Origin of the sequence: Eggerthella sp. AM16-19 (assembly GCF_003474385.1) — a bacterium.
GTDB lineage: Bacteria > Actinomycetota > Coriobacteriia > Coriobacteriales > Eggerthellaceae > Senegalimassilia.
On sequence record NZ_QUCY01000025.1, the window covers coordinates 1 to 20322 of the forward strand.

General features: G+C 64.7%; 13 protein-coding genes. 12 read left to right on the top strand and 1 reads right to left on the bottom strand.

Annotated features, from left to right (window positions below):
• The first annotated feature begins 383 nt into the window (after nt 1–383).
• From DW178_RS09280 to DW178_RS09305, 6 genes are all read left to right on the top strand, one after another.
• Entirely contained in the window at nt 384–1094 is a 711-nt protein-coding gene (locus DW178_RS09280; RefSeq protein ID WP_042432516.1) for a response regulator, read from the top strand.
• Nucleotides 1095–1162: 68 nt separating this feature from the next.
• Nucleotides 1163–2908, top strand: coding sequence for a sensor histidine kinase (locus DW178_RS09285; protein WP_118350840.1), 1746 nt, complete (start codon nt 1163–1165; stop codon nt 2906–2908).
• A gap of 102 nt (nt 2909–3010) precedes the next feature.
• The gene (locus DW178_RS09290) at nt 3011–3883 is read left to right on the top strand and encodes a phosphoribosylaminoimidazolesuccinocarboxamide synthase (protein WP_042432519.1); all 873 of its coding nucleotides are present in this window, start codon (nt 3011–3013) and stop codon (nt 3881–3883) included.
• A gap of 181 nt (nt 3884–4064) precedes the next feature.
• Entirely contained in the window at nt 4065–4643 is a 579-nt protein-coding gene (locus DW178_RS09295; protein ID WP_118350843.1) for a hypothetical protein, read from the top strand.
• Between the two features lie 171 nt (nt 4644–4814).
• Nucleotides 4815–8534, top strand: a complete 3720-nt coding sequence (locus DW178_RS09300) for a phosphoribosylformylglycinamidine synthase (protein ID WP_118350846.1) — start codon at nt 4815–4817, stop codon at nt 8532–8534.
• Between the two features lie 355 nt (nt 8535–8889).
• Complete coding sequence (locus DW178_RS09305) at nt 8890–9201, top strand: hypothetical protein (protein WP_118350849.1); 312 nt, start codon at nt 8890–8892, stop codon at nt 9199–9201.
• On the opposite strand, the gene DW178_RS09310 is transcribed toward DW178_RS09305, so the two are convergent.
• A complete protein-coding gene (locus DW178_RS09310) occupies nt 9192–9587 on the bottom strand; it encodes a molybdenum cofactor biosynthesis protein MoaE (RefSeq protein ID WP_118350852.1) in 396 nt (131 codons plus the stop codon). The two genes, DW178_RS09305 and DW178_RS09310, sit on opposite strands and share 10 nt — an antisense overlap.
• A 524-nt stretch (nt 9588–10111) precedes the next feature.
• Here DW178_RS09310 and DW178_RS09315 point away from each other — a divergent pair.
• From DW178_RS09315 to DW178_RS09340, 6 genes are all read left to right on the top strand, one after another.
• Nucleotides 10112–10384 (top strand): hypothetical protein, encoded by a 273-nt coding sequence (locus tag DW178_RS09315; protein ID WP_114620131.1) that lies wholly within the window; start codon nt 10112–10114, stop codon nt 10382–10384.
• Between the two features lie 234 nt (nt 10385–10618).
• On the top strand, nt 10619–11974 hold the full coding sequence (gene lysA / locus DW178_RS09320) for a diaminopimelate decarboxylase (RefSeq protein ID WP_118350855.1): 1356 nt from the start codon (nt 10619–10621) through the stop codon (nt 11972–11974).
• A 252-nt stretch (nt 11975–12226) separates the two neighbouring features.
• Nucleotides 12227–13510 (top strand): homoserine dehydrogenase, encoded by a 1284-nt coding sequence (locus DW178_RS09325; protein WP_118350858.1) that lies wholly within the window; start codon nt 12227–12229, stop codon nt 13508–13510.
• Between the two features lie 272 nt (nt 13511–13782).
• Complete coding sequence (pyrE, locus tag DW178_RS09330; protein ID WP_118350860.1) at nt 13783–14466, top strand: orotate phosphoribosyltransferase; 684 nt, start codon at nt 13783–13785, stop codon at nt 14464–14466.
• A 758-nt stretch (nt 14467–15224) separates the two neighbouring features.
• A complete protein-coding gene (locus DW178_RS09335) occupies nt 15225–19259 on the top strand; it encodes a prenyltransferase/squalene oxidase repeat-containing protein (protein ID WP_118350862.1) in 4035 nt (1344 codons plus the stop codon).
• Between the two features lie 336 nt (nt 19260–19595).
• The gene (locus tag DW178_RS09340; RefSeq protein WP_118350865.1) at nt 19596–20297 is read left to right on the top strand and encodes an HAD family hydrolase; all 702 of its coding nucleotides are present in this window, start codon (nt 19596–19598) and stop codon (nt 20295–20297) included.
• Nucleotides 20298–20322 lie beyond the last annotated feature (25 nt).

The window sequence follows — 20322 nt, forward strand, 5'->3', positions numbered from 1 at the left end:
CGCGGTGCGTGCCGCCTGGGCGCCCGCCTTGCCGGCCGCCCGGGGTGCGGAAGCTGTGCGCGGGGCCGTGCTTTTCGCCGTCCCATGTGCGGAAACGCCGCGACCGGCGGTACGCGGGCGTGCGGAGGCGCCGCGCAAGGGGCGGGCCGGCTGCGCGGCTCGTCTGCTCGTGCGGGTTGCTCGGGAGGGTTGGCGGCCTGCGCCGCCCTGTGGTGTCCTTTGGGTTGCCATGGCGGTAATTATGTCATTTCGCCTACAGGCGCGAGGGTGTTTGACTTGACTTGTTACAATAAACCCAAACACCCTTCACCCGCACGGCCGCGCAAAGGGGACGTGCGTGCGAGGTGACAAAGCATGGAAAGCAGCTTCCTAAGGAGTGAACCATGAGCAACGAAACCAGGCGCATCCTGCTGGTGGAGGACGAGAAGGCCATCCGCGATGCCGTAACCGCATATCTTGAGCGCGAGAACTATTGGGTAACCGCCGTCGGCGACGGCCAGGAGGCGTTGGAGGAATTCTCCAAGCACCACTTCGACCTGGTCATCCTCGACCTCATGCTCCCGCGCGTTCCCGGCGAGCGCGTCTGCCGCGCCATCCGCGACAACTCCGACGTGCCCATCATCATGCTCACCGCCAAGGGCGAGGTCGAGGATCGCATCATCGGCCTGGAGCTGGGCGCCGACGACTACCTGGTCAAGCCGTTCAGCCCGCGCGAGCTGGTCGCCCGCGCCCGCGCGCTGCTGCGCCGCGTGCACGCCGATTCCGAGCCTCAGCGCGAGGTGCTCGAGTTCGGCGAGCTCACCATCGACGTGTCCGGCCACAAGGTCATGGTCTCCGGCAAGGAAATCGACCTCACGGCCAGCGAGTTCAAGCTGCTCACCACGCTGTCCCGTTACCCGGGCCGCGTGTACTCCCGTATGGAGCTGGTCGAGAAGGTGCTCGGCTACGACTTCGAGGGCTACGAGCGCACCATCGACTCCCATGTGAAGAACCTGCGCGCCAAGATCGGCGACAACCCGCGCAACCCCAAGTGGCTGCACACCGTGCACGGCGTGGGCTACCGCTTCGAAGACCCCACCAAGCAGGGTCAGTAAGCTAGCCGCCGCGCGGCCGCCAGCGCTCGGCCGCGCCTCCCTTCCCAGAAGAAAGGCCGCGAGCCCACGTGGATACCGATACCAACACAACGCAAGACGCTCCTTCGACCGGCTCCGCCACCACGGGGCCGGTCGTGGTTGAGCGTCCCTCCGAGGAAAAGAAAAGGCGCAAGCCGTACCAGGGCGTGGTGAACTGGTGGAACAGCCTGACGTACACCACGCGCATGACCATGGCGTTCGCCCTGATCGCCGCCATGACCGCCATGGTGGCCATCGGCGTGCTGTCGTTCGTCTGGCAGCAGCACTTCCATACCTACACGCAGGAGAACATGGAGTCGCTCGCCGAAAGCACGGCAACGCGCATCGAGGAGGTGTACAGCACCTCCCACACCCTGCACGACCCGCAGGTCGAGGCCGTGGCGAAGTACGCCGAAAGCCTGAACAGCGGCGTGGGCGTGGCCGTCATCGACAACACCACGGGCAAGGCCGTGTACGATTCCTCGGCCGTCACCATCGCCGACGGCACGGGCACGTCCCGAAGCGAATCGGGCGCGGGCATGTCGCCGAGCTCGGACAGCGGGCGCACCCTGGCGCCGCCGGTCAGCGCCAGCCAGCAGTTCGCCAGCGCGCCCATCGAGTACGGCGGCGCGGCCGTGGGGTCCGTGCGCATCTGGGTGTACGGAAGCGAAACCCTGCTCACGCAGGCCGATGAGCAGTTCTCCAACAACTCTTATCAGGCCATGGTGTTCGCAACGGTGCTGGCCATCGTGCTGGCGTCGTGCATCGGCTTCCTGTTCGCGCGCACGCTGGTGCGTCCCGTCAACACCATGGCGCAGACTGCCCGCGCCATCAAGGAAGGCGACCTGTCGGCGCGCACGGGCATCCGCGGCGAGGACGAGATCGCGCGCCTGGGCATGACCTTCGACGAGATGGCCGACTCCATCGAGCGCGACCGCAAGCTCGAACGCCGCCTGACCACCGACGTCGCGCACGAGCTGCGCACGCCGCTCATGGCCATCCAGGCAACGGTCGAGGCCATGGTCGACGGCGTGTTCGATGCCGACGAGGAGCGCCTTGAGACGGTGAACGGCGAGGTCAAACGCCTAAGCCGCCTGGTCGACGCCATCCTGAAGCTTTCGCGCTTGGAAAACCGCAGCACGCCCATGAAGAAGGAAGTGCTCGAGGTGGGCGACCTCATCAGCGGCATCATCGCCACGCACGAGGCCTATGTGTCCGACTCGGGCCTCAAGCTCATCTACGAGGTGGAGCGCGGCGTGCGCGTGCGCGGCGATGCGGACATGATCCGCCAGGCCACGGCCAACCTCATCTCCAATGCAGTGCGCTATACGCCCGAGGGCGGCACCATCACCGTTAGCGTTTCCAGCCACGAGGGCATGTGCGCCATCGCCGTGCGCGACACGGGCATCGGCCTTTCGCCCGACGAGGCGAAGATGGTGTTCTCCCGCTTCTGGCGCGCGGACGCCGGCCGCACGCGCGAGAGCGGCGGCCTGGGCATCGGCCTTTCCGTGGTGAAGGAGATCGTCGACCGCCACAACGGCTACGTGGACGTCGAGGGCGAGAAGGGCGTGGGCGCCTGCTTCACCATCAACCTGCCGCTGTACTACGAGGGCGACGAGCAGCGCGAGCAGCGCCAGCAGCAGCGCCAACAGCAACAGCAGCAGCGCGAGCAGCAGCTGCAACAGCGCCAGCAGCAGCGCGAGGCGCAGCGGCAGCAGAAGGAGCAGCAACGCGCGCAGCAACATGCGCAGAAAACGGGGATACCGTTCGGGCGGTCGCACGACGACGGAAAATAGACGATAATGGCAACAATACAGTCACGCCGCAAACGGCGCGCAAATGCCGGCTGGGCGCCGCCCGCGCCCGGCGCAACTCTCATGGGGAAAGGATAAGCAGGCATGAGCGGAATCGATATCAAGCCGGACGCACAGGGCAAGGTGCGCGACATCTACGACCTGGGCGACAAGCTGCTGATGGTGGCCACCGACCGCATCTCGGCGTTCGATTACATCCTGGAGGACGAGATCCCGCACAAGGGCGCGGTGCTCACGCAGATCTCGCTGTTCTGGCTCGAGCAGCTCAAGGACGTCATTGGCAACCACCTGATCAGCGCCGACGTGGCCGACCTGCCCGAGCAGTTCAAGCCCTACGCCGACTACCTGCGCGGCCGCTTCATGCTGGTGAAGAAGGCCGAGATGTTCCCCGTCGAGTGCATCGTGCGCGGCTATCTTGCCGGCAGCGGCCTGAAGGAGTACCAGAAGCAGGGCACCGTGTGCGGCATCCAACTGCCCGAGGGCCTGGTGAACTCCTCCAAGCTTCCCGAGCCCATCTTCACGCCCTCCACGAAGGCCGAGATCGGCGACCATGATGAGAACATCAGCTTCGAGCGCTGCGCGGAGATTCTCGGCGAGGATGCCGCCACGCAGCTGCGCGACCTGGCCATCAAGGTGTACTCCGTCGCTCGCGACCATGCCGCCGAGAACGGCATCATCATCGCCGACACGAAGTTCGAGTTCGGCGTTATCGACGGCCAGATCATCCTGGCCGACGAGGTGCTCACGCCCGACTCCAGCCGCTTCTGGCCGGGCGACGCCTACGAGCCGGGTCGCGACCAGGCCAGCTTCGACAAGCAGTACGTGCGCGACTGGCTCAACGCCAACTGGGACCGTCAGGGCAACCCGCCGCATCTGCCCCAGGAGGTCATCGAGCGCACCAGCCAGAAGTACATCGCGGCGTACGAGAAGATCTCCGGCAAGAAATTCGAGTTCTAGCCCCAGGCCCGGCAGGGCCGCATAAGCAGTACAGGTTCGCAAGGACGCATGCGGCGTCCCGGATCGACCCCAGGCAAGCGCCGGCGTCAAGCCGACTCGCGTGCCGGAGGAGATGCGGGGCGCCGCACGCGACCGCAGCAGAAGAAGGTTCGCCTGCCGGCAGGCGGGCGAAGGAGTGAGAATGACACAACGCAACCCCATGAACGAGCGCTACCAATCCGAGGACCGCAAGGGCGCCACGCGCAAATCGGCCGCTTCCGCGAAGCCGGTCTCGAAGGCCGCATCCTCGGTGCGCATCGAGTCCACCAAGAAGACGCCTCAGCAGAAGAAGGCTGAGCGCAAGCAGCAGCGCGCCAAGGACGCCGAGCGCGATCGCCAGTTCTACAACCCGCCCACCGCGGAGTACAAGCGTCTGCGCAAGATCTGGTGGGTGTGCCTGATCCTGGCCATCATCCTCACCGTGGTCAGCTTCGCCGGCAACAACCTCGGCATGCCCGCGCCCATCATGTACGTCACTTTGGCGCTGGCCTACGTGTTCATCATCGCCGCCCTGTACATCGACATGGGCAAATGCCGCAAGGCGCGCCAGAAGTACGCCGACGAGGTGCTCAATCACCCCACCAAGGAGATGCGCGCCGCCGAGAAGAAGGCCAAGGCGCAGCAGCGTGCCGCCGAAAAGCAGGCGGCCGAGCAGCCCGCCGAGCCCGAGCCCAAGAAGAAGGGCCTGTTCGGCTTCGGCAAAAAGAAGAAGGACGAGTAGGCACGGCCAAGCAGGCCGTCAGCCCGTCTCGGCCCAGCAAGACGGAGAACAAACGGGTGCCCGCGCGGCGCCCGCTTGCATTTTAGGAAGGAAGCGGGGCAGGGCCGTCGCCCTTGCCCCGCCCGATCGCGGATGGCGCGCCATCCGCACATACGACTAGGAAGGACGTCCATGGTTTCCCGCATCTATGTGGAGAAGAAGCCCGGCTTCGACGTTGAGGCCCAGCAGCTGGCGCACGAGCTGCGCAGCATCCTGGGCATCACCTCGCTCGAGGGTTTGCGCCTGGTGAACCGCTACGACGTGGAGGGCATCTCGCAGGAGCTGTTCGATCAGTGCGTGCCCACCGTGTTCAGCGAGCCCCAGGTCGATGTCGCCTCGGCCGAGCTGCCCCAGGCCGATGGCGCGCAGGTGTTCGCCGTGGAGTTCCTGCCCGGCCAGTTCGACCAGCGCGCGGCCTCGGCAAGCGAGTGCATCCAGCTGATCAGCCAGGGCGAGCGCCCCGAGGTCCGCAGCGCGAAGGTGTACCTGCTGTCCGGCCCGCTGTCCGACCAGGACGTCCAGGCCATCAAGCATTACGTCATCAACCCCATCGAGGCGCGCGAGGCTTCGCTTGAGCAGCGCGACACGCTTGCCATGGCACAGCCCCAGCCCGAGCCGGTCGAGGTGCTCGAGGGCTTCCTCGACCTTGACGCCGCGGGCCTGGCGCAGTTCATCGCCGACCGCGAGCTGGCCATGGACGAGGCCGACTTGGCGTTTTGCCAGCAGTACTTCCAGAGCGAAGGCCGTTGCCCCACCATTACCGAGATTAAGATGATTGACACCTACTGGTCCGATCACTGCCGTCACACCACGTTCGGCACCGAGATGACCGACGTGGCCATCGATGACCCGCGCGTGCAGGCCGCCTTCGACCAGTATATGGACATGCGCAACGAGCTTGGTCGCCAGGCCAAGCCCGTCTGCCTTATGGACATGGGCACCATCGGCGCGAAGTGGCTCAAGTCCAAGGGCGTGCTCACGGGCCTGGACGAGTCCGAGGAGATCAACGCGTGCACGGTGAAGTGCAAGGTCGACGTCGACGGCGAGGAGCAGGACTGGCTGTACCTGTTCAAGAACGAAACGCATAACCATCCCACGGAGATCGAGCCGTTCGGCGGCGCGGCAACGTGCCTGGGCGGCGCCATCCGCGACCCCTTGTCGGGCCGCAGCTACGTGTACCAGGCCATGCGCGTCACCGGTGCAGCCAACCCGCTGGCGCCCGTGTCCGAGACGCTGCCCGGCAAGCTGCCGCAGCGCAAGCTGGTCACCACGGCCGCTGCCGGCTATTCCAGCTACGGCAACCAGATCGGCCTGGCAACCGGCCAGGTCAACGAGCTGTATCACCCCGGTTACGTGGCCAAGCGCATGGAGATCGGCGCCGTTGTGGCTGCAACGCCTGCCGACCATGTGCGTCGCGAAACGCCCGAGGCGGGCGACGTGGTGGTGCTGCTGGGCGGTCGCACCGGCCGTGACGGCATCGGCGGCGCCACGGGCAGCTCCAAGGAGCACAACCTGGAGTCGCTGGAGCATTGCGGCGCCGAGGTGCAGAAGGGCAACCCGCCCGAGGAGCGCAAGATCCAGCGCCTGTTCCGCCGCGGCGAGGCCACGCGCCTCATCAAGCGCTGCAACGACTTCGGCGCGGGCGGCGTGTCCGTTGCCATCGGCGAGCTGGCCGACGGCCTGCGCATCAACCTGAACAAGGTGCCGAAGAAGTACGAGGGCCTGGACGGCACCGAGCTGGCCATCTCCGAGTCGCAGGAGCGCATGGCCTGCGCCATCGCCGCCTCCGACGTCGACGAGTTCCTGCGTTACGCGCGCGAGGAGAACCTCGAGGCCACCGTGGTCGCCGAGGTCACCGACGATGCGCGTGTGCGCGTCATGTGGAACGACGAGGCCATCATCGATCTCAGCCGCGAGTTCCTGGCAAGCAACGGCGCGCCGAAGCAGCAGGCCGTTCATGTGGGCCAGGCGGGCGCCTACGAGCGCACATGGGAAGGCGAAACCCTTGCTCAGCGCATGAATGCCCTGGTCACTGACCTGAACGTATGCTCGAACAAGGGCCTGTCCGAGCGCTTCGACTCCACCATCGGCGCGGCCACGGTGCTCATGCCCTTCGGCGGCAAGAACCAGCTGACGCCGGCGCAGGCCATGGTCGCCAAGCTGCCCGTGGGCGGCGAGACCACCACGTGCAGCGGCATGGCCTGGGGCTTCAACCCTTACCTCACCGAGGCCGACCAGTTCACCGGCTCCTACGTGGCCGTGGTCGAATCGGTCGCTCGCCTGGTGGCGGCCGGCTTCAAGCGCCAGGATATGTACCTGACGTTCCAGGAGTACTTCGAAAGCCTGCGCGGCGACGCGAAGCGCTGGGGCAAGCCCACGGCTGCCGTCCTGGGTGCGCTCATGGCGCAGGTCGACCTGGGCATCGGATCCATCGGCGGCAAGGACTCCATGTCCGGCAGCTTCGAGCAGCTCGACGTGCCGCCCACGCTCGTGTCCTTCGCCACGGCGGTGGGCAAGGTCGGCCGCGTGACGTCTCCCGAATTCAAGGGCGCCGGCCATCGCGTGGCGTTGGTCGCCCCGCGCTGCTACGACGCCGAGGGCATCGCGCCCGCGTCCGAGGATGCGCTGGCGGCCATGGACGCCGTGCAGGAGCTGATCGGCAACGGTGCCGCGCTGGCGGTCTGCACGCCGGGTTATGGCTGCATGGCCGAGTCGCTGTTCAAGATGTGCGTGGGCAACGGCCTGGGCGTGAAGCTCGACGACGTCGACGCCGATGCGCTGTTCGCGCCTGCGTACGGCAGCTTCCTGGTGGAACTGGCCGACGACGCGCAGCTGCCCGCCGCAACCGATAACCTGGACGTGGTCGTGCTGGGCACCACCACTGAGGACTATCGCTTCATCGCCGCGGGCGAGGAGCTCGACATGGCCGCGCTGCAGGAGGCATGGGAAGGCGCCATCGAGAGCGTGTACCCGTACCGCCAGGAGGGCGAGGCCGTGAAGCAGGTGACGGTGGACAACCGCCTGCCGCTCACCTATAACGGCACCATCGCGCGCCCGCGCGTGATCATCCCCGTGTTCCCGGGCACGAACTGCGAGTACGATTCCGCTCGCGCATTCGAGCAGGCGGGCGCCGTGGCCGACACGCTGGTCATCAACAACCTCACGCCCTCGGCCGTCGCCGAGAGCACGAAGGCGTTGGTGGAGGCCATCAAGAACAGCCAGATCATCATGCTGCCCGGCGGTTTCTCCGGCGGTGACGAGCCTGACGGTTCGGCGAAGTTCATCACGGCCTTCTTCCGCGCCCCCGAGGTCACCGAGGCCGTGCGCGACCTGCTGTTCAACCGCGATGGTCTGATGCTGGGCATTTGCAACGGCTTCCAGGCGCTCGTGAAGCTGGGCCTGGTGCCGTACGGCGACATCCGCCCTATGGACGACGAGTGCCCCACGCTCACGTTCAACACCATCGGCCGCCATCAGAGCCGCCTGGTGCGCACGCGCGTGGCCAGCAACCTGAGCCCCTGGCTGTCCCAGTGCGAGCCCGGCGACATCCACACCGTGGCCATCAGCCACGGCGAGGGCCGCTTCGTGTGCAGCCCCGAGCTGCAGCACCAGCTCGAGGTCACGGGCCGCATCGCCACGCAGTACGTCGACGAGGCCGGCCAGCCCAGCATGGATTGGGACGTCAACCCCAACGGCTCCGTCATGGCCATCGAGGGCATCACCAGCCCCGACGGCCGCGTGCTCGGCAAGATGGGCCATGTGGAGCGCCGCGGCGACGGTCTGTACAAGAACGTCCCGGGCAACAAGTTCATGCCCCTGTTCGAAAGCGGCGTGAAGTACTTCACGGACTAGAACGCGAATGCGTCGGTCGTTCGGCCGGCGCAGCGTTTGAGGATCGATAGCGCCCTGTCGGCTTTTGCCGGCAGGGCGTTTTGGGTTGCAGGTCCCGATGGCTGTTTTACTGGCGGGGTCTTTTGCGGATTGCCGGATTTGCGTACCGACCAGCCGCAGGTTTCGCCAATCGCGCAACCTGCATGCTGGCAAGCCGTAAGGCGTCCGGGTCAACGAAAGGCCTCCCGCTCCTAGCTTCAAGCGAAGTTTAGGGGTGGGGGCTTCGTTTTTGCGCGGCATATTCAGAATGAGTCGATAGCATGTAGGCCGCACGGGCCTTGGCGATGTCGCTCTGGGCGATGGCTACATCTACAAGATGGTAGTTGGTGACGACATCTGCGGCTTTAACTACATCCGCATCGTCCCTGTCACGCTCACCATCGTCCCCGCTTATACCGACGTCAGCGCTACAATCGCTTGGAAGGATTCCTCTAACAAGGACGGTCTGCGCCCGAGCGCCCTTGCGGCCTTGGCTCTGGGTGCTTCCGCACTGGGAATCGCCGTCGTGGCAAAGAGGCGCAGCAAGCGCTACGCGCGGCGTTTCTTTAACATCCTGATAACGAGAGAAGCCCGTCGGCTTGTGCCGGCGGGCTTCTCTTTTATACCCGGATGTCTCGCCTACGCGTAGATCTCCTTCTCCACCACTAGCTCGTTCTTGATCTTGCCGACCAGCTGCTGCAGCGCGTCGATGCAGCGCGGGCGGATGTCGGCGCCGATGAGCACGTACATGAGCGAATCACCCACGTTCAGCACTCCCTCGTTGAGCCATACGCGCACATAATAGACGCCCGGCCACGTGAGCGCCTCCTTGACGGCCTGCTCAAGGCCTTCGGCGTCGTAGCTGAAGTCGACCTGCGCCACATCGCCAAGCCCCTCGACGCCCTCGCGCACCTGCGCCTTGGGCGTGATGCGCGCCACGCCGTTGTGCGTGAGGAACATGCCGCACTGCGCGGCCTTCGGGTCCTGCTTCGCTTCCTTGAGCCATTCATCCATGGACGGTTCGGGTTTCGCCATTTTTGGCCTCCTTGCGTGACGTTGACGGATGTCGCTGTGCCATTCGGGCGGGATTCGCTGCGATGGCATGTTTTCGCGGCTCAAATTGTACCGCATGCGTAAAGGTCAGGTGGGGCTTCTGTGAACACTGCAAAAAGCTCTTTAAAACGTAAAAGTAAAAAGATACCCTTGAACAATTTTCTTATGAGATGTAGATTGATCGGCCAGTGTTTTAGTGGCCGATTCGCCGGGGCAAAAATCGATTTCCTACTGATAACCTGGTGAAACATATATTCACATAGCCTATCGGTTAAGAGGATTTCTATTGACCATACTTTTGTGCAGGTGCACAAAATGTTGGCGAAAAGTGTCCGAATAGTGAAGAAATCGACGGACATCTTCACTTCTAGCGCAGCCCTGATAGATTGGCAATCGCACCGAACGCAACGAAGTTGTCAAGGAACAGGTTTCCAACGTTGCCAAACGGTGAAGTAGACCGAAGCCTGAAACGGATTCAGGCGAGCGAGAAAGGATGACGGGTTAAAATGAACGCAGCAACGAACGTGAAACAGATCCAAGGAAACCATACCCCGATTACCATGCTCGTCGGGTTCGTCGCCCTGTTGGCAATCGCTATCGCAGTGTGCGCCATCGCATCTTCGGCCACTGCGTCGCTGACGGGTTTCACCCTGGTGGCAGCTCAGACTCCGGCCATCAGCCTTGCATGGTTCGGTAGCACCGTGGCACCGCTCCTGGGCGAATTCGTGGTGCTGTTCGCCATCGCCGCTGGCTTGACCTACCTGGTCTCCCATAAGTAAATACACCTGCGTGGCAAACATAACTTCATATGCAAAGCCCTCGCGAAAGCGGGGGCTTTTTCATATCAGGGAACGGCTCGACAGGGGTTGCCGAGCCGTTGCTATTTGCACTTGAATTTACCAGGTTGACACAGTGGCGCGCGATCGAGCCTGATACTATGGAACGGATTGAGAACAGCGTCAGTTTGCCAATTGCAACTTGACACCGGGAACTGCGAGAAAGCGAGCGCGCCTATGTCTTTGGCACCATCGGATCACACCAAGCAACCTGATAACCGCACTACCATGGAATTGGGCGCCGTGCTGCCCATGACCGCCGAGGTGTGCGACGACCACCTGTTCGTCGGCGGCGTCGATATGGTGGAGCTTGCCCATAAGGAAGGCACCGCGCTCTACGTCATGGACGAGGCCGACATGCGCAACCGCATGGAAACCTACCTCAAGGCGTTCCGCAGCCGCTATGAGAACTCCGAAGTCATCTTCGCCTCCAAGGCGTTCCTAAATAAGGAAACCGCGCGCATCGTCGCGCAGGAGGGCTTGTGCCTCGACGTGTCCGGCGGCGGCGAGCTGTGGTGCGCGCAGCAGGCGGGCTTCCCCATGGAGCGCGTGTTCGTGCACGGCAACAACAAGACGCCGCAGGAGCTTCGCGAGGCCATTTCGGCGGGCGTGGGCCGCATCGTGGTGGACAGCCGCATCGAGCTGGGCCGCATCAGCAAGATCGCCGGCGAGCTGGGCGTCACGCAGGACATCTATATGCGCGTCACCCCCGGCGTCGAGGCCGACACGCACGAGTACATCCGCACGGGCTGCGAGGACAGCAAGTTCGGCTTCACCATGCTCGACGACTTCGCCTTCAAGTGCGTCAAGGATGCGCTCGAGACCCCGAACGTGCGCCTGGCGGGCCTCCACTGCCACATCGGCTCGCAGATCTTCGCGCTGCATTCGTTCGCTGAAGCCGCGCAGGTCATGGTCGAGTTCATCGCCCGCGTGAAGGAAACCTACGGCTACGAGGTCGAGGAGCTCGACATGGGCGGCGGCCTGGGCATCGCCTACAAGGCCGATGACAAGCCCTCCACCATCGACGAGTTCGCCGAGTGCACCGTCAATGCGGTCCGCGAGAACTGCGAGCGCCTGGGCGTGAAGCTGCCGCGTCTGGCCGTCGAGCCCGGCCGCAGCCTGGTGGCAACCCCGGGCCTCACGCTGTATACCGTCGGCATCCTGAAGACGCTGCCCGGCATCCGCAAGTACGTGGCCATCGACGGCGGCATGTCCGACAACATTCGCACGGCGCTCTACCACGCCGATTACGAGCCCACTATCGCCAACAAGGCCGGCCAGCCCCGCACCGAGATCGTCACGCTGTGCGGCAAGCACTGCGAAAGCGGCGACGCGGTAGTCATCGACATGCCGCTGCAGACGCCCGACCTGGGCGACGTCATCGCGGTGTTCGGCACCGGCGCGTACTGCTACACCATGGCCAGCAACTACAACGGCCAGCCGCGTCCCGGCATCGTGTTCGTGAAGGACGGTCAGGCCCGCGTGGTCACCCGCCGCGAGACCTACGCCGACCTGTATCATCGCGACATCTAGTCGCTTCCGGGCGGCCGGGCTTGTGCGGCGCTGGGGCACACCCGGCAGCCGCAAGCCCGACCGCCCGCCGCATATTCCGCGCTTTCGCGGGTTTTGCGTGATCAGCGGTCGTCTCGCCGGCTCCAAGGGGCCTGTGGGCAGCATCGGCGCGCGACGCCGGCGTTCCTGCGGTATCCTCTGATCCGTAACAGAGCCATCCCAAACCCGCCCGGTGCTTCGGGCGCAGCTTTTCAACCTTTCGAAGGGGGAGACATGACCATTAAACTTGGACTCGTGGGAACGGGCACCGTCGGCGGCGGCTGCTTGGACATCCTGCGCAACCATCGCGAGGATTTCAAGCGCCACCTGGGCGTCGACATGGAAGTGGTGCGCGTGTGCTCGCGCAATCCCGAGCAGGCAGAGGCGCGCGGCGTGCTGCACCTGTTCACCGAGGACTTCAACGACATCATCAACGACCCCGAGATCGATATCGTCATCGAGCTGATCGGCGGCACCACCGCTGCGCGCGACGTGGTGCTCGGCGCCCTGCGCGCGGGCAAGAACGTGGTCACCGCCAACAAGGCGCTCATGGCCACCTTCGGCGACGAGGTCATGGACCTTGCCCGAGAGAAGAACCTGGAAGTGGGCTTCGAGGCCAGCGTCGGCGGCGGCATCCCCATCATCCAACCGCTGAAGCATTCCCTCATCAGCAACGAGATCACCTCCGTCATGGGCATCGTGAACGGCACCACCAACTACATGCTCACGCGCATGGTCGACGACGGCCTGTCCTACGAGGATGCGCTGGCCGAGGCCCAGGCGAAGGGCTTCGCCGAGGCCGATCCCACCGCCGACGTGGACGGCTTCGACGCCGCCGCGAAGATCGCCATCCTGGCGTCCATCGCCTTCAACAGCCGTGTGAAGCTCAACGACGTCTACACCGAGGGTATCCGCAACATCACGCAGCTCGACATGGACACCGCCGACGACATGGGCTACGTCATCAAGCTGCTGGCGCTTGCGCATCGCACGCGCGAGGGCATCGATGTGCGCGTGCATCCCACCATGCTGCCGAAGGCGCATCAGATGGCCCAGGTCAACGGCGTGTTCAACGCAATCTACGTCACGGGCGACGCCGTGGGCGAGACCATGTTCTTCGGCGAGGGCGCCGGCGCTGGCCCTGCCGCTGCGGCGGTCATGGGCGACGTGCTGGAGGTTGCGCGCCATATGACGCTCGGCATCCCGCCGGTTGTCGGCTGCACCTGCACCGACAACCTGCCCATCGTTCCCATGGAGAAGCTCAGCACCAAGTACTACATCCGCTTCTCCGTTGCCGACCGCTCCGGCGTTCTGGCGGCTATGGCCGGCGTGTTCGCCAAGCACGGCGTCAGCGTGCGCAGCGTGGTGCAGCGCGGCAGCGCCCAGCATGAGACGGTGAACCTCAGCTATGTCACGCACACCGCCAGCGAGGCGAGCGTGCGCCGCGTGCTCGAGGAGATCGGCGGGCTTGAGGACGTCCTGCGCGCCGAGCCCAGCGTCATCCGCGTAGAGGACTAGCGCGGTCCCGGCCGCTCATCGGCGGTCGGGTCCGTTTGCGATCGGCGGCTTCCGGCGCCTCGTTTCGTCTTTCGCTTGCGCAGGCGCGGCCTGAAGGTTGCTACCCCGTGTGGCCCGGGACGGTCTTGGGCGTCGGAAGCGCCCTTGCCGACCGCCGGCCCGTGAGTCGACGGTTGGCGTAATCAAAGAGAATTTGCTACTTTATAGGGAAGCCGGTTGAACGGGGCAAAGGGATCGTTTCCCCGCCCCGTTTCTTTACGAAAGGGGATTTCATGGAGCAGTATAAGGAAGAGTTCATCCACTTCATGGTGGAGAGCCATGTTTTGAAGTTTGGCAGCTTCACGCTGAAGAGCGGCCGCCAGTCCCCGTTCTTTATGAACGCCGGCGCGTACGTCACGGGAGAGCAGCTGCATCGCCTGGGCAAGTACTACGCCCAGGCCATCCATGATAACTTCGGCCTGGACTTCGACGTGGTGTTCGGCCCGGCCTACAAGGGCATCCCGCTGGCCGTGGTCACCGCCATCGCGCTGCAGGAGCTCTACGGCAAGGAAGTGCGCTACTGCTGCAACCGCAAGGAGGTCAAGGACCACGGTGCCGACAAGGGCAACCTGCTGGGCGCCGACCTGCACGACGGCGATCGCGTCATCATGGTCGAGGACGTCACCACCTCCGGCAAGTCCATCGACGAGACGTATCCCATCCTCAAGGGCGCTGCCGACGTGGAGGTAAAGGGCCTGATCGTCAGCCTGAACCGTATGGAGGTCGGCAAGGGCGGCGTGGTCACCGCTCAGAAAGAGGTGCAGGAGAAGTACGGCTTCCCCGTGGCGTCCATCGTCAGCATGGCCGAGGTCGTCGAGTGCCTGTACAACAAGGAGGTCGAGGGCGAGGTCGTCATCAACGACGACATCAAGGCCGCCATCGACGAGTACTACGAGCAGTACGGCGTCAAGGAATAGGCAACGCACGCCCGATCGCTGTGGGTAAATCGAATAACGAAGCCTAGCGGCGCCGAACGGCCACGGGTCGTTCGGCGCCGCTGCTGTTTTCGGGGGTGGGGTAAGCGCCTTATGTGCGTGGGGCCATGCGGCGATGGCGGTGGTTGACGCTTGCGCAATCGCATCGGCGCCATCCACCGCTCGTCTTGCAATTCCCCATCAGTCACGTTGCAGACGGGCGCGGGAGGTGCGGCGGTTTCATCGCACCTGTTCGGGAAACTTGTTGTGCACGGTGAACAGCGTCTTGACGCGGGACATTGCAATTCATAGAATTCCGCTTCAGTTATATAGATGATCAGGGTGCGGTGCGCACGCGCGCAAATGCAAGGGAATCGGGTGAAAGTCCCGGGCAAGGCGGTTACTGTGTTTCGTTCGCTTGGCGGACGATCAGCCAGAAGGCTTGCCTGCATCCTTCCTGTGGCAAACAGGGGCGAATCGCCGTGCTGCTGTGCTCCGGCAGGCGATACGTGATGGGGTGCGTGCCGAAGGCGCGTTGCCGCTTGCTGCCTGATTTGCCGTTCCGCCTGCGCGGGACGGCTTTTTTGCGCGTTTGGGCAAAGGCTCCGGGATGACGCCGGCGTCTTGGTCTCGTGCGTCTTGGCTGCTTGTCGGCGAACGTGTTGCCGGCGGCCTTCGTCTTTTGCGCTTCGTCCCGGTTTCCCGCGTTCATCTTGGCGAGAGACGCCGGCGCGGTCCGGCGGGGAAACGAAAGGGATGAAATGCCGAAACGAAACGAAACGCCGCGTGCGGGCGGACGCCTGCTGCGCGCGACCATGGCGGGCGTTCTGGCGCTGTCGCTCATGGGGACGCCAGCGTTCGCCGCGAACACTGGGTCGGACGCCCCGGCGACGTACGCCGCCGAAGGAACGGTGCACGCGGTTGCCGCGGCATCTGATCTGCCGGATTCCATTTCCGCAGGTGAAACGTACCAGCTGACGGCCGATATCGCGCTTGCCGATGGTCAGCAGCTTTCTGAGGTCGCCGGCGTGCTGGACGGCTGCGGGCACACGATCACGCTGGCGGGCAAGCCCCTGGCGCAAAGCGTGAGCGGCACGGTGCAGAACCTGGGGGTGACGTCCTCGGGCGTCATCGAAAGCTCGGACAACCTGGGCAGTATCGCCGTAACGCTGAGCGGAACCGTGCGCATGTGCTGGTCGACGGCAAGCCTGAAGCTGTCCGGATGGATGGGCGAGGTGGGCGGCCTGGTCGGGGAGTTGGCGGGCGGCACTGTGTCGAACTGCTATTTCGCGGGCTCGATCGATTCGATGATGTCGGGCGGCCTGGTGGGCACTGGCAGCACCGGCGCGGTGCGCAACTGTCTGTTCACCGCCGGCGATAGCGCCGTGTCGATGGGATATGGCTCTCTTGTCAACGAGAACTGCAGGGAGGTCTCGGTTGCCGATCTTTCGAGCGCTTCCTCGCTTGAGGTTCTTTCCGTCGACGCGCCCGACGCCGGCTATGTGTGGGCATCGAACGGCGCATTCCCGCAGCTGCGGGAGGCGAGCGCGCCGGTGGTCGTGGACAAAAGCGCGCTCGATGCGGCCGTAGCCGCCGCCGAGCAGCTGTCCGAGTCCGACTACGAGGCGGATGGCTGGCAGGCGTTCGCTGCTGCGCTTTCCGCCGCCAAGCAGGTGATCGACAACGAAGACGCCACGCAGCAGCAGGTCAACGATGCGGTGAAAGCCTTGACCGGCGCGCAGTCTGCGCTGGCGAAGAAGAAACCCATCGCGCCGACCGAGGTGCCCTCGGCGGCCAAGCATATCAAAAGCCAAGATGACTTCATATCCATGAACGTGAAGGATGAGTCGGCCTATTATGTGCTGGACAACGACATCGTCATTGATGATGAGTACTTCTTCGGGCCCTCTGGCGCGCTCGCCTGCACCTTCGATGGACAGGGCCACAGCGTGACGTTCGCCAACGGCGGCGGCGTGCCCAGCCTGTTCGACGGCGTTGCGGCAACGGGCGTCGTTGAGAACGTCAGCTTCGCCGGCCAGCTCAAGCAGGCAACGGACGGTCGCTCGTTCGGCCCGCTCGGCAAAGACGTTGCGGGTGCCGTTGTCAACTGCTCCACGTCCGTGTCCGGCAAGGGCGTCGTCGGCTTTGCTCGCACGCTCGCCGGCGGCGTGGTGTCGAACTGCTACTCCACGGCTGAGGCAAGCGGCGGGGCGCTGTTCGCGTCCTATAACGCGGGCAGGCTGGTAAACACGTATTGGTCGAGCTATCAGGCGCAGCCCGCGCAGTTTCCGATCGATGCGCTTTCCAATTCGTTCGCCCTCGACCCGAAGGACATGCGCAGCGCCGCCTTCACGGAGCTGTTGAACGCCAACCGCGGCTCGAACGGCGCCGTGTGGGCTCAGGCGGCGGACGGCTACCCGTACTTCGGGGCCGATGCGGGCTATGTCGAGCCGGATGACGTCGTTTCTGACGACGTGTACCCGGTGACGTTCACCGCCAACGATGGGACTGCGTGCGCGATCGGCGATAACCATGTGCTGGAGGTTTCGCCCGACGACGTCGCTGCTGATAGGCTCATCGGCGTGCTTTCGCTTTCTGGCGTGCCCGAGGGCAGCTCGGTGACGTGGTCCACAGGCGATGCGAACCGCAACAACATCGCCGTGAACGAGACGACGGGCCAGCTGTACGTCTACGATAACGCGGCGGGAACGGTGACGGCCACCGAGACCGCGGTCGACGGGACGCAGCGCACGGTGGCGACGGTCAAGGTGCAGGCGAAGGCCCAGCCCATCGACGATTTCCAGATCTGGTACGACGGCGCCGACGTGACGGGCGGCTCCATCACGGTGGCGGGCTCCGAGGTGCGCAACCTCGAGGTACGCGTGCATTACGTCGGTTCCCCTGAGGGCAGCTACGTGCCCGCGTCCTTCACGCGGTTCTCGTTCGAGGGCAGCAGCGCCGACGTGCTGTACAGCAACGAATACTCCGCCTGCTTCTACTTCAAGAAGCAGGGCGATGCCATGATCTCGGTGACGTCGCGCAACAACCCCGACTTGGGCGCGAAGACGGTTTCCGTGACCTCCGCCAACGTGGCGGCGACCGGCGTCTCCCTGGGCTATGCCGAGGATGGCCAGCCTATCGTGCTGCAGGGGCGCAACCCCCTGAGCGATGGGGTGAAGGCGTTTTTAACCGACAAGGCCAGCCCCCATGTGACGCCCGATAACGCGACGAACCGCGATAACTTCACGGTGACCAGCAGCAATCCGGCGGTCGCGGCCTACACTGCCGCCGGCGACATCGGTTTCACGCCGTATGCGGCGGGCACGACCACGTTCACGGTGACGCTGCCCGACGTGGACGCTGAAACAGGCAAGGCTATCAGGGATTCGCGCGAGGTTTCGTACGAATATGCGAACCCGCTGGTCGGCGTGATGGCTCCGGATTCGGTCACGGTGAAGGCGGGCGAGCGTGCGGCGCTCGGCCTTTCGTTCGCCGGCAAGAACGACGAGCAGGGTTGGAGCATCACCGAGCCCGGCATGACCTGGTCGTACAGTGAGGACGGTGTCATCAGCATCGATCGCGACGTCGCGGGCGAGTGGAAGCATGCGGAAGGCGCCCCTGATGACGGGCTGTACATTGCAAGCTCCGAGTACGCGATCACCGCGCTCAGGCCCGGCACCGTCACGGTCACGGGCACGCCCGTTGACACGACTGCAGGCGCCAAGCCGGTGACGTTCACCGTTACCGTGGATGGTATCGCGCCGGCGCCCGCCGACGTAGCGAAGCTCGTGGACGAGGGCATCGAGTCGGCGGCGTCGTTCCTTGACGCCAACCGTTCCGCCACGGGCTTCGTGTACGGCGATGAATGGGAGCTGTACACGTTCGTGTGCGCCGGGCGCGGCGTCGAACCCGCGATGATCGAGCGCTACCTGGCGTCGGTCAAGGCGAACGCGGATGTGTGGTCGGCGTCGCTGACCGAAACGGAGCGCGTCATGCTCACCATGGCGGCGCTCGGTAAGGACGTGACCGACGTTGCGGGCAAGAACCTTGTCGAGCTGGTTCGCGATGGTTCGAGCACCGCGGAGATGTCCAACGAGATCGCCTACGCGCTCCTGGCGCTCGACAAGGCGAACGCCCAGGCGCCCGAGGGCGGCTCCTCCGACAGGGATGCGCTGGTGGCGAAGCTGCTGACGTTCCAGAACGAGGACGGCGGCTTCGGGTTGACGGCCGGCTCCGGCAGCGGTGTGGATATGACCGCTATCGCGTTACAGGCGCTTGCGCCGTATGCGGACGCCAACGCCGATGCGGTGTCGGCGGCGTTGGGCTTCCTGCGCACGAAGATGAGCCCCGGCACGTGTGACTTCGGCTCCGCGGAGTCCGACGCGCAGGTGTTGCTGGCGCTGACGGCGCTGGGCAAGGACCCGCTGAACACGGTGAACGGCTTCGCCAACAGCGTATCCAACCTGATTACCGCCATCATGGCCTACAACGTCGAGCCTATGGGCTTCGCGCATGTGAAGGGCCAGGAGGCGAGCGCGATGCCCTCCGTCCAGGTGCTGCAGGCGCTTTCGTCTTACAAGCAGCACGATTGGAAAAGCGACGTCAAGCCGGGCAATAATGTTTCCGGGCGCGATCCGCAGCTGCCCCTCGCGCCTGTCGGGGACGGCAACGGCAACAAGGGTTCCTTGGTTGCCACGGGCGACTCCGCCCTGGCTGCGAACGTGTTGCTCTGCGTCGCCGGCTTGGCGGTTGCCGCTGCCGCCGGCGCCGCCCGCCGCATGCGCACTCGCCGATAGCGCACTCGGCGATCCGTCTTTTCGCGAGATGGCAAGACCTCGGCCCTCGCCAGCGCGCAGGGCCCCAAGGCCGTCCTCGAATTGTTCGGGGACGGCCTTTCGCGTTCAGATTGGTTTCGGTTTTGGGCTTGGGTTTCTTGCTGTGCTCGCGTTCTCGGTTTCGCGTATGGCGCCGAGTCGCCTCCTCCTCTGATCGCTTCGGCAGAGAACTTCCTTTCGGCAACGGTCTTTTGCGCCTGGCGTGGGGCAAGTTCGGGTGTTGGTTTGCAGTTCTGGCGGGCGGGCGCGCTTCCTGCTAGGCTTGCGGAGAAGGCAAATGCAAGGGAAGGATGAGTCATGGATGCAAGCGAAATCGGCGTGGTGTTCGACTGCGATGGTACGTTGCTCGATTCGATGGGCGTGTGGCATGGACTGCAAAACGAGCTGGCCGAACGCGCGGGAGGCACGCTGACCGCCGACGACGTGGCGGCGCTGGCGCCCATGAGCATCCCTGAGTGCGGCGCGTTCTTCTACGAGAAGTTCGGCTTGGGCGAAAGCGACCGCGATGTGGTCGGCATGATCGACGAGTACATGCTCGACTTCTATCGCCATCGCGCCGAGGCGCGTCCCGGCGCGCTCGAGTTCGTGCAGGGGCTTGCCCAGGCGGGCGCGCATCTGACGGTGGCGTCCTCAAGTCCCAAGCCTTATCTGATGGCCGGCATCCAACGCTGCGGGTTCGCCCCGTATCTTGAGCGCGTGCTGTCGGTCGAGGACGTGCATTCCACGAAGCGTGAGCCCGACGTGTGGGACCGTGCCTGTGAGATCATGGGGACGTCCAAGCAGCTGACCTGGGGTGTTGAGGATTCCGTATACGCTATCGGCACGCTTGGCGGCGCTGGCTATCGCACGCTGGCCATATACGACAGCGATGACGCCGGCACGTGGGACGCCCTGCAGGCTTCCGCAGAGCACGCAATCCGCAGCTTCGAGGACCTCACGGTCGAGGAGTTCCTCGCCTGGAACGAGCAGCCTATCTTCGTCGGCACGGCGAACAAGTAGGGGCAACAAGGGGATTGGCGCTGAC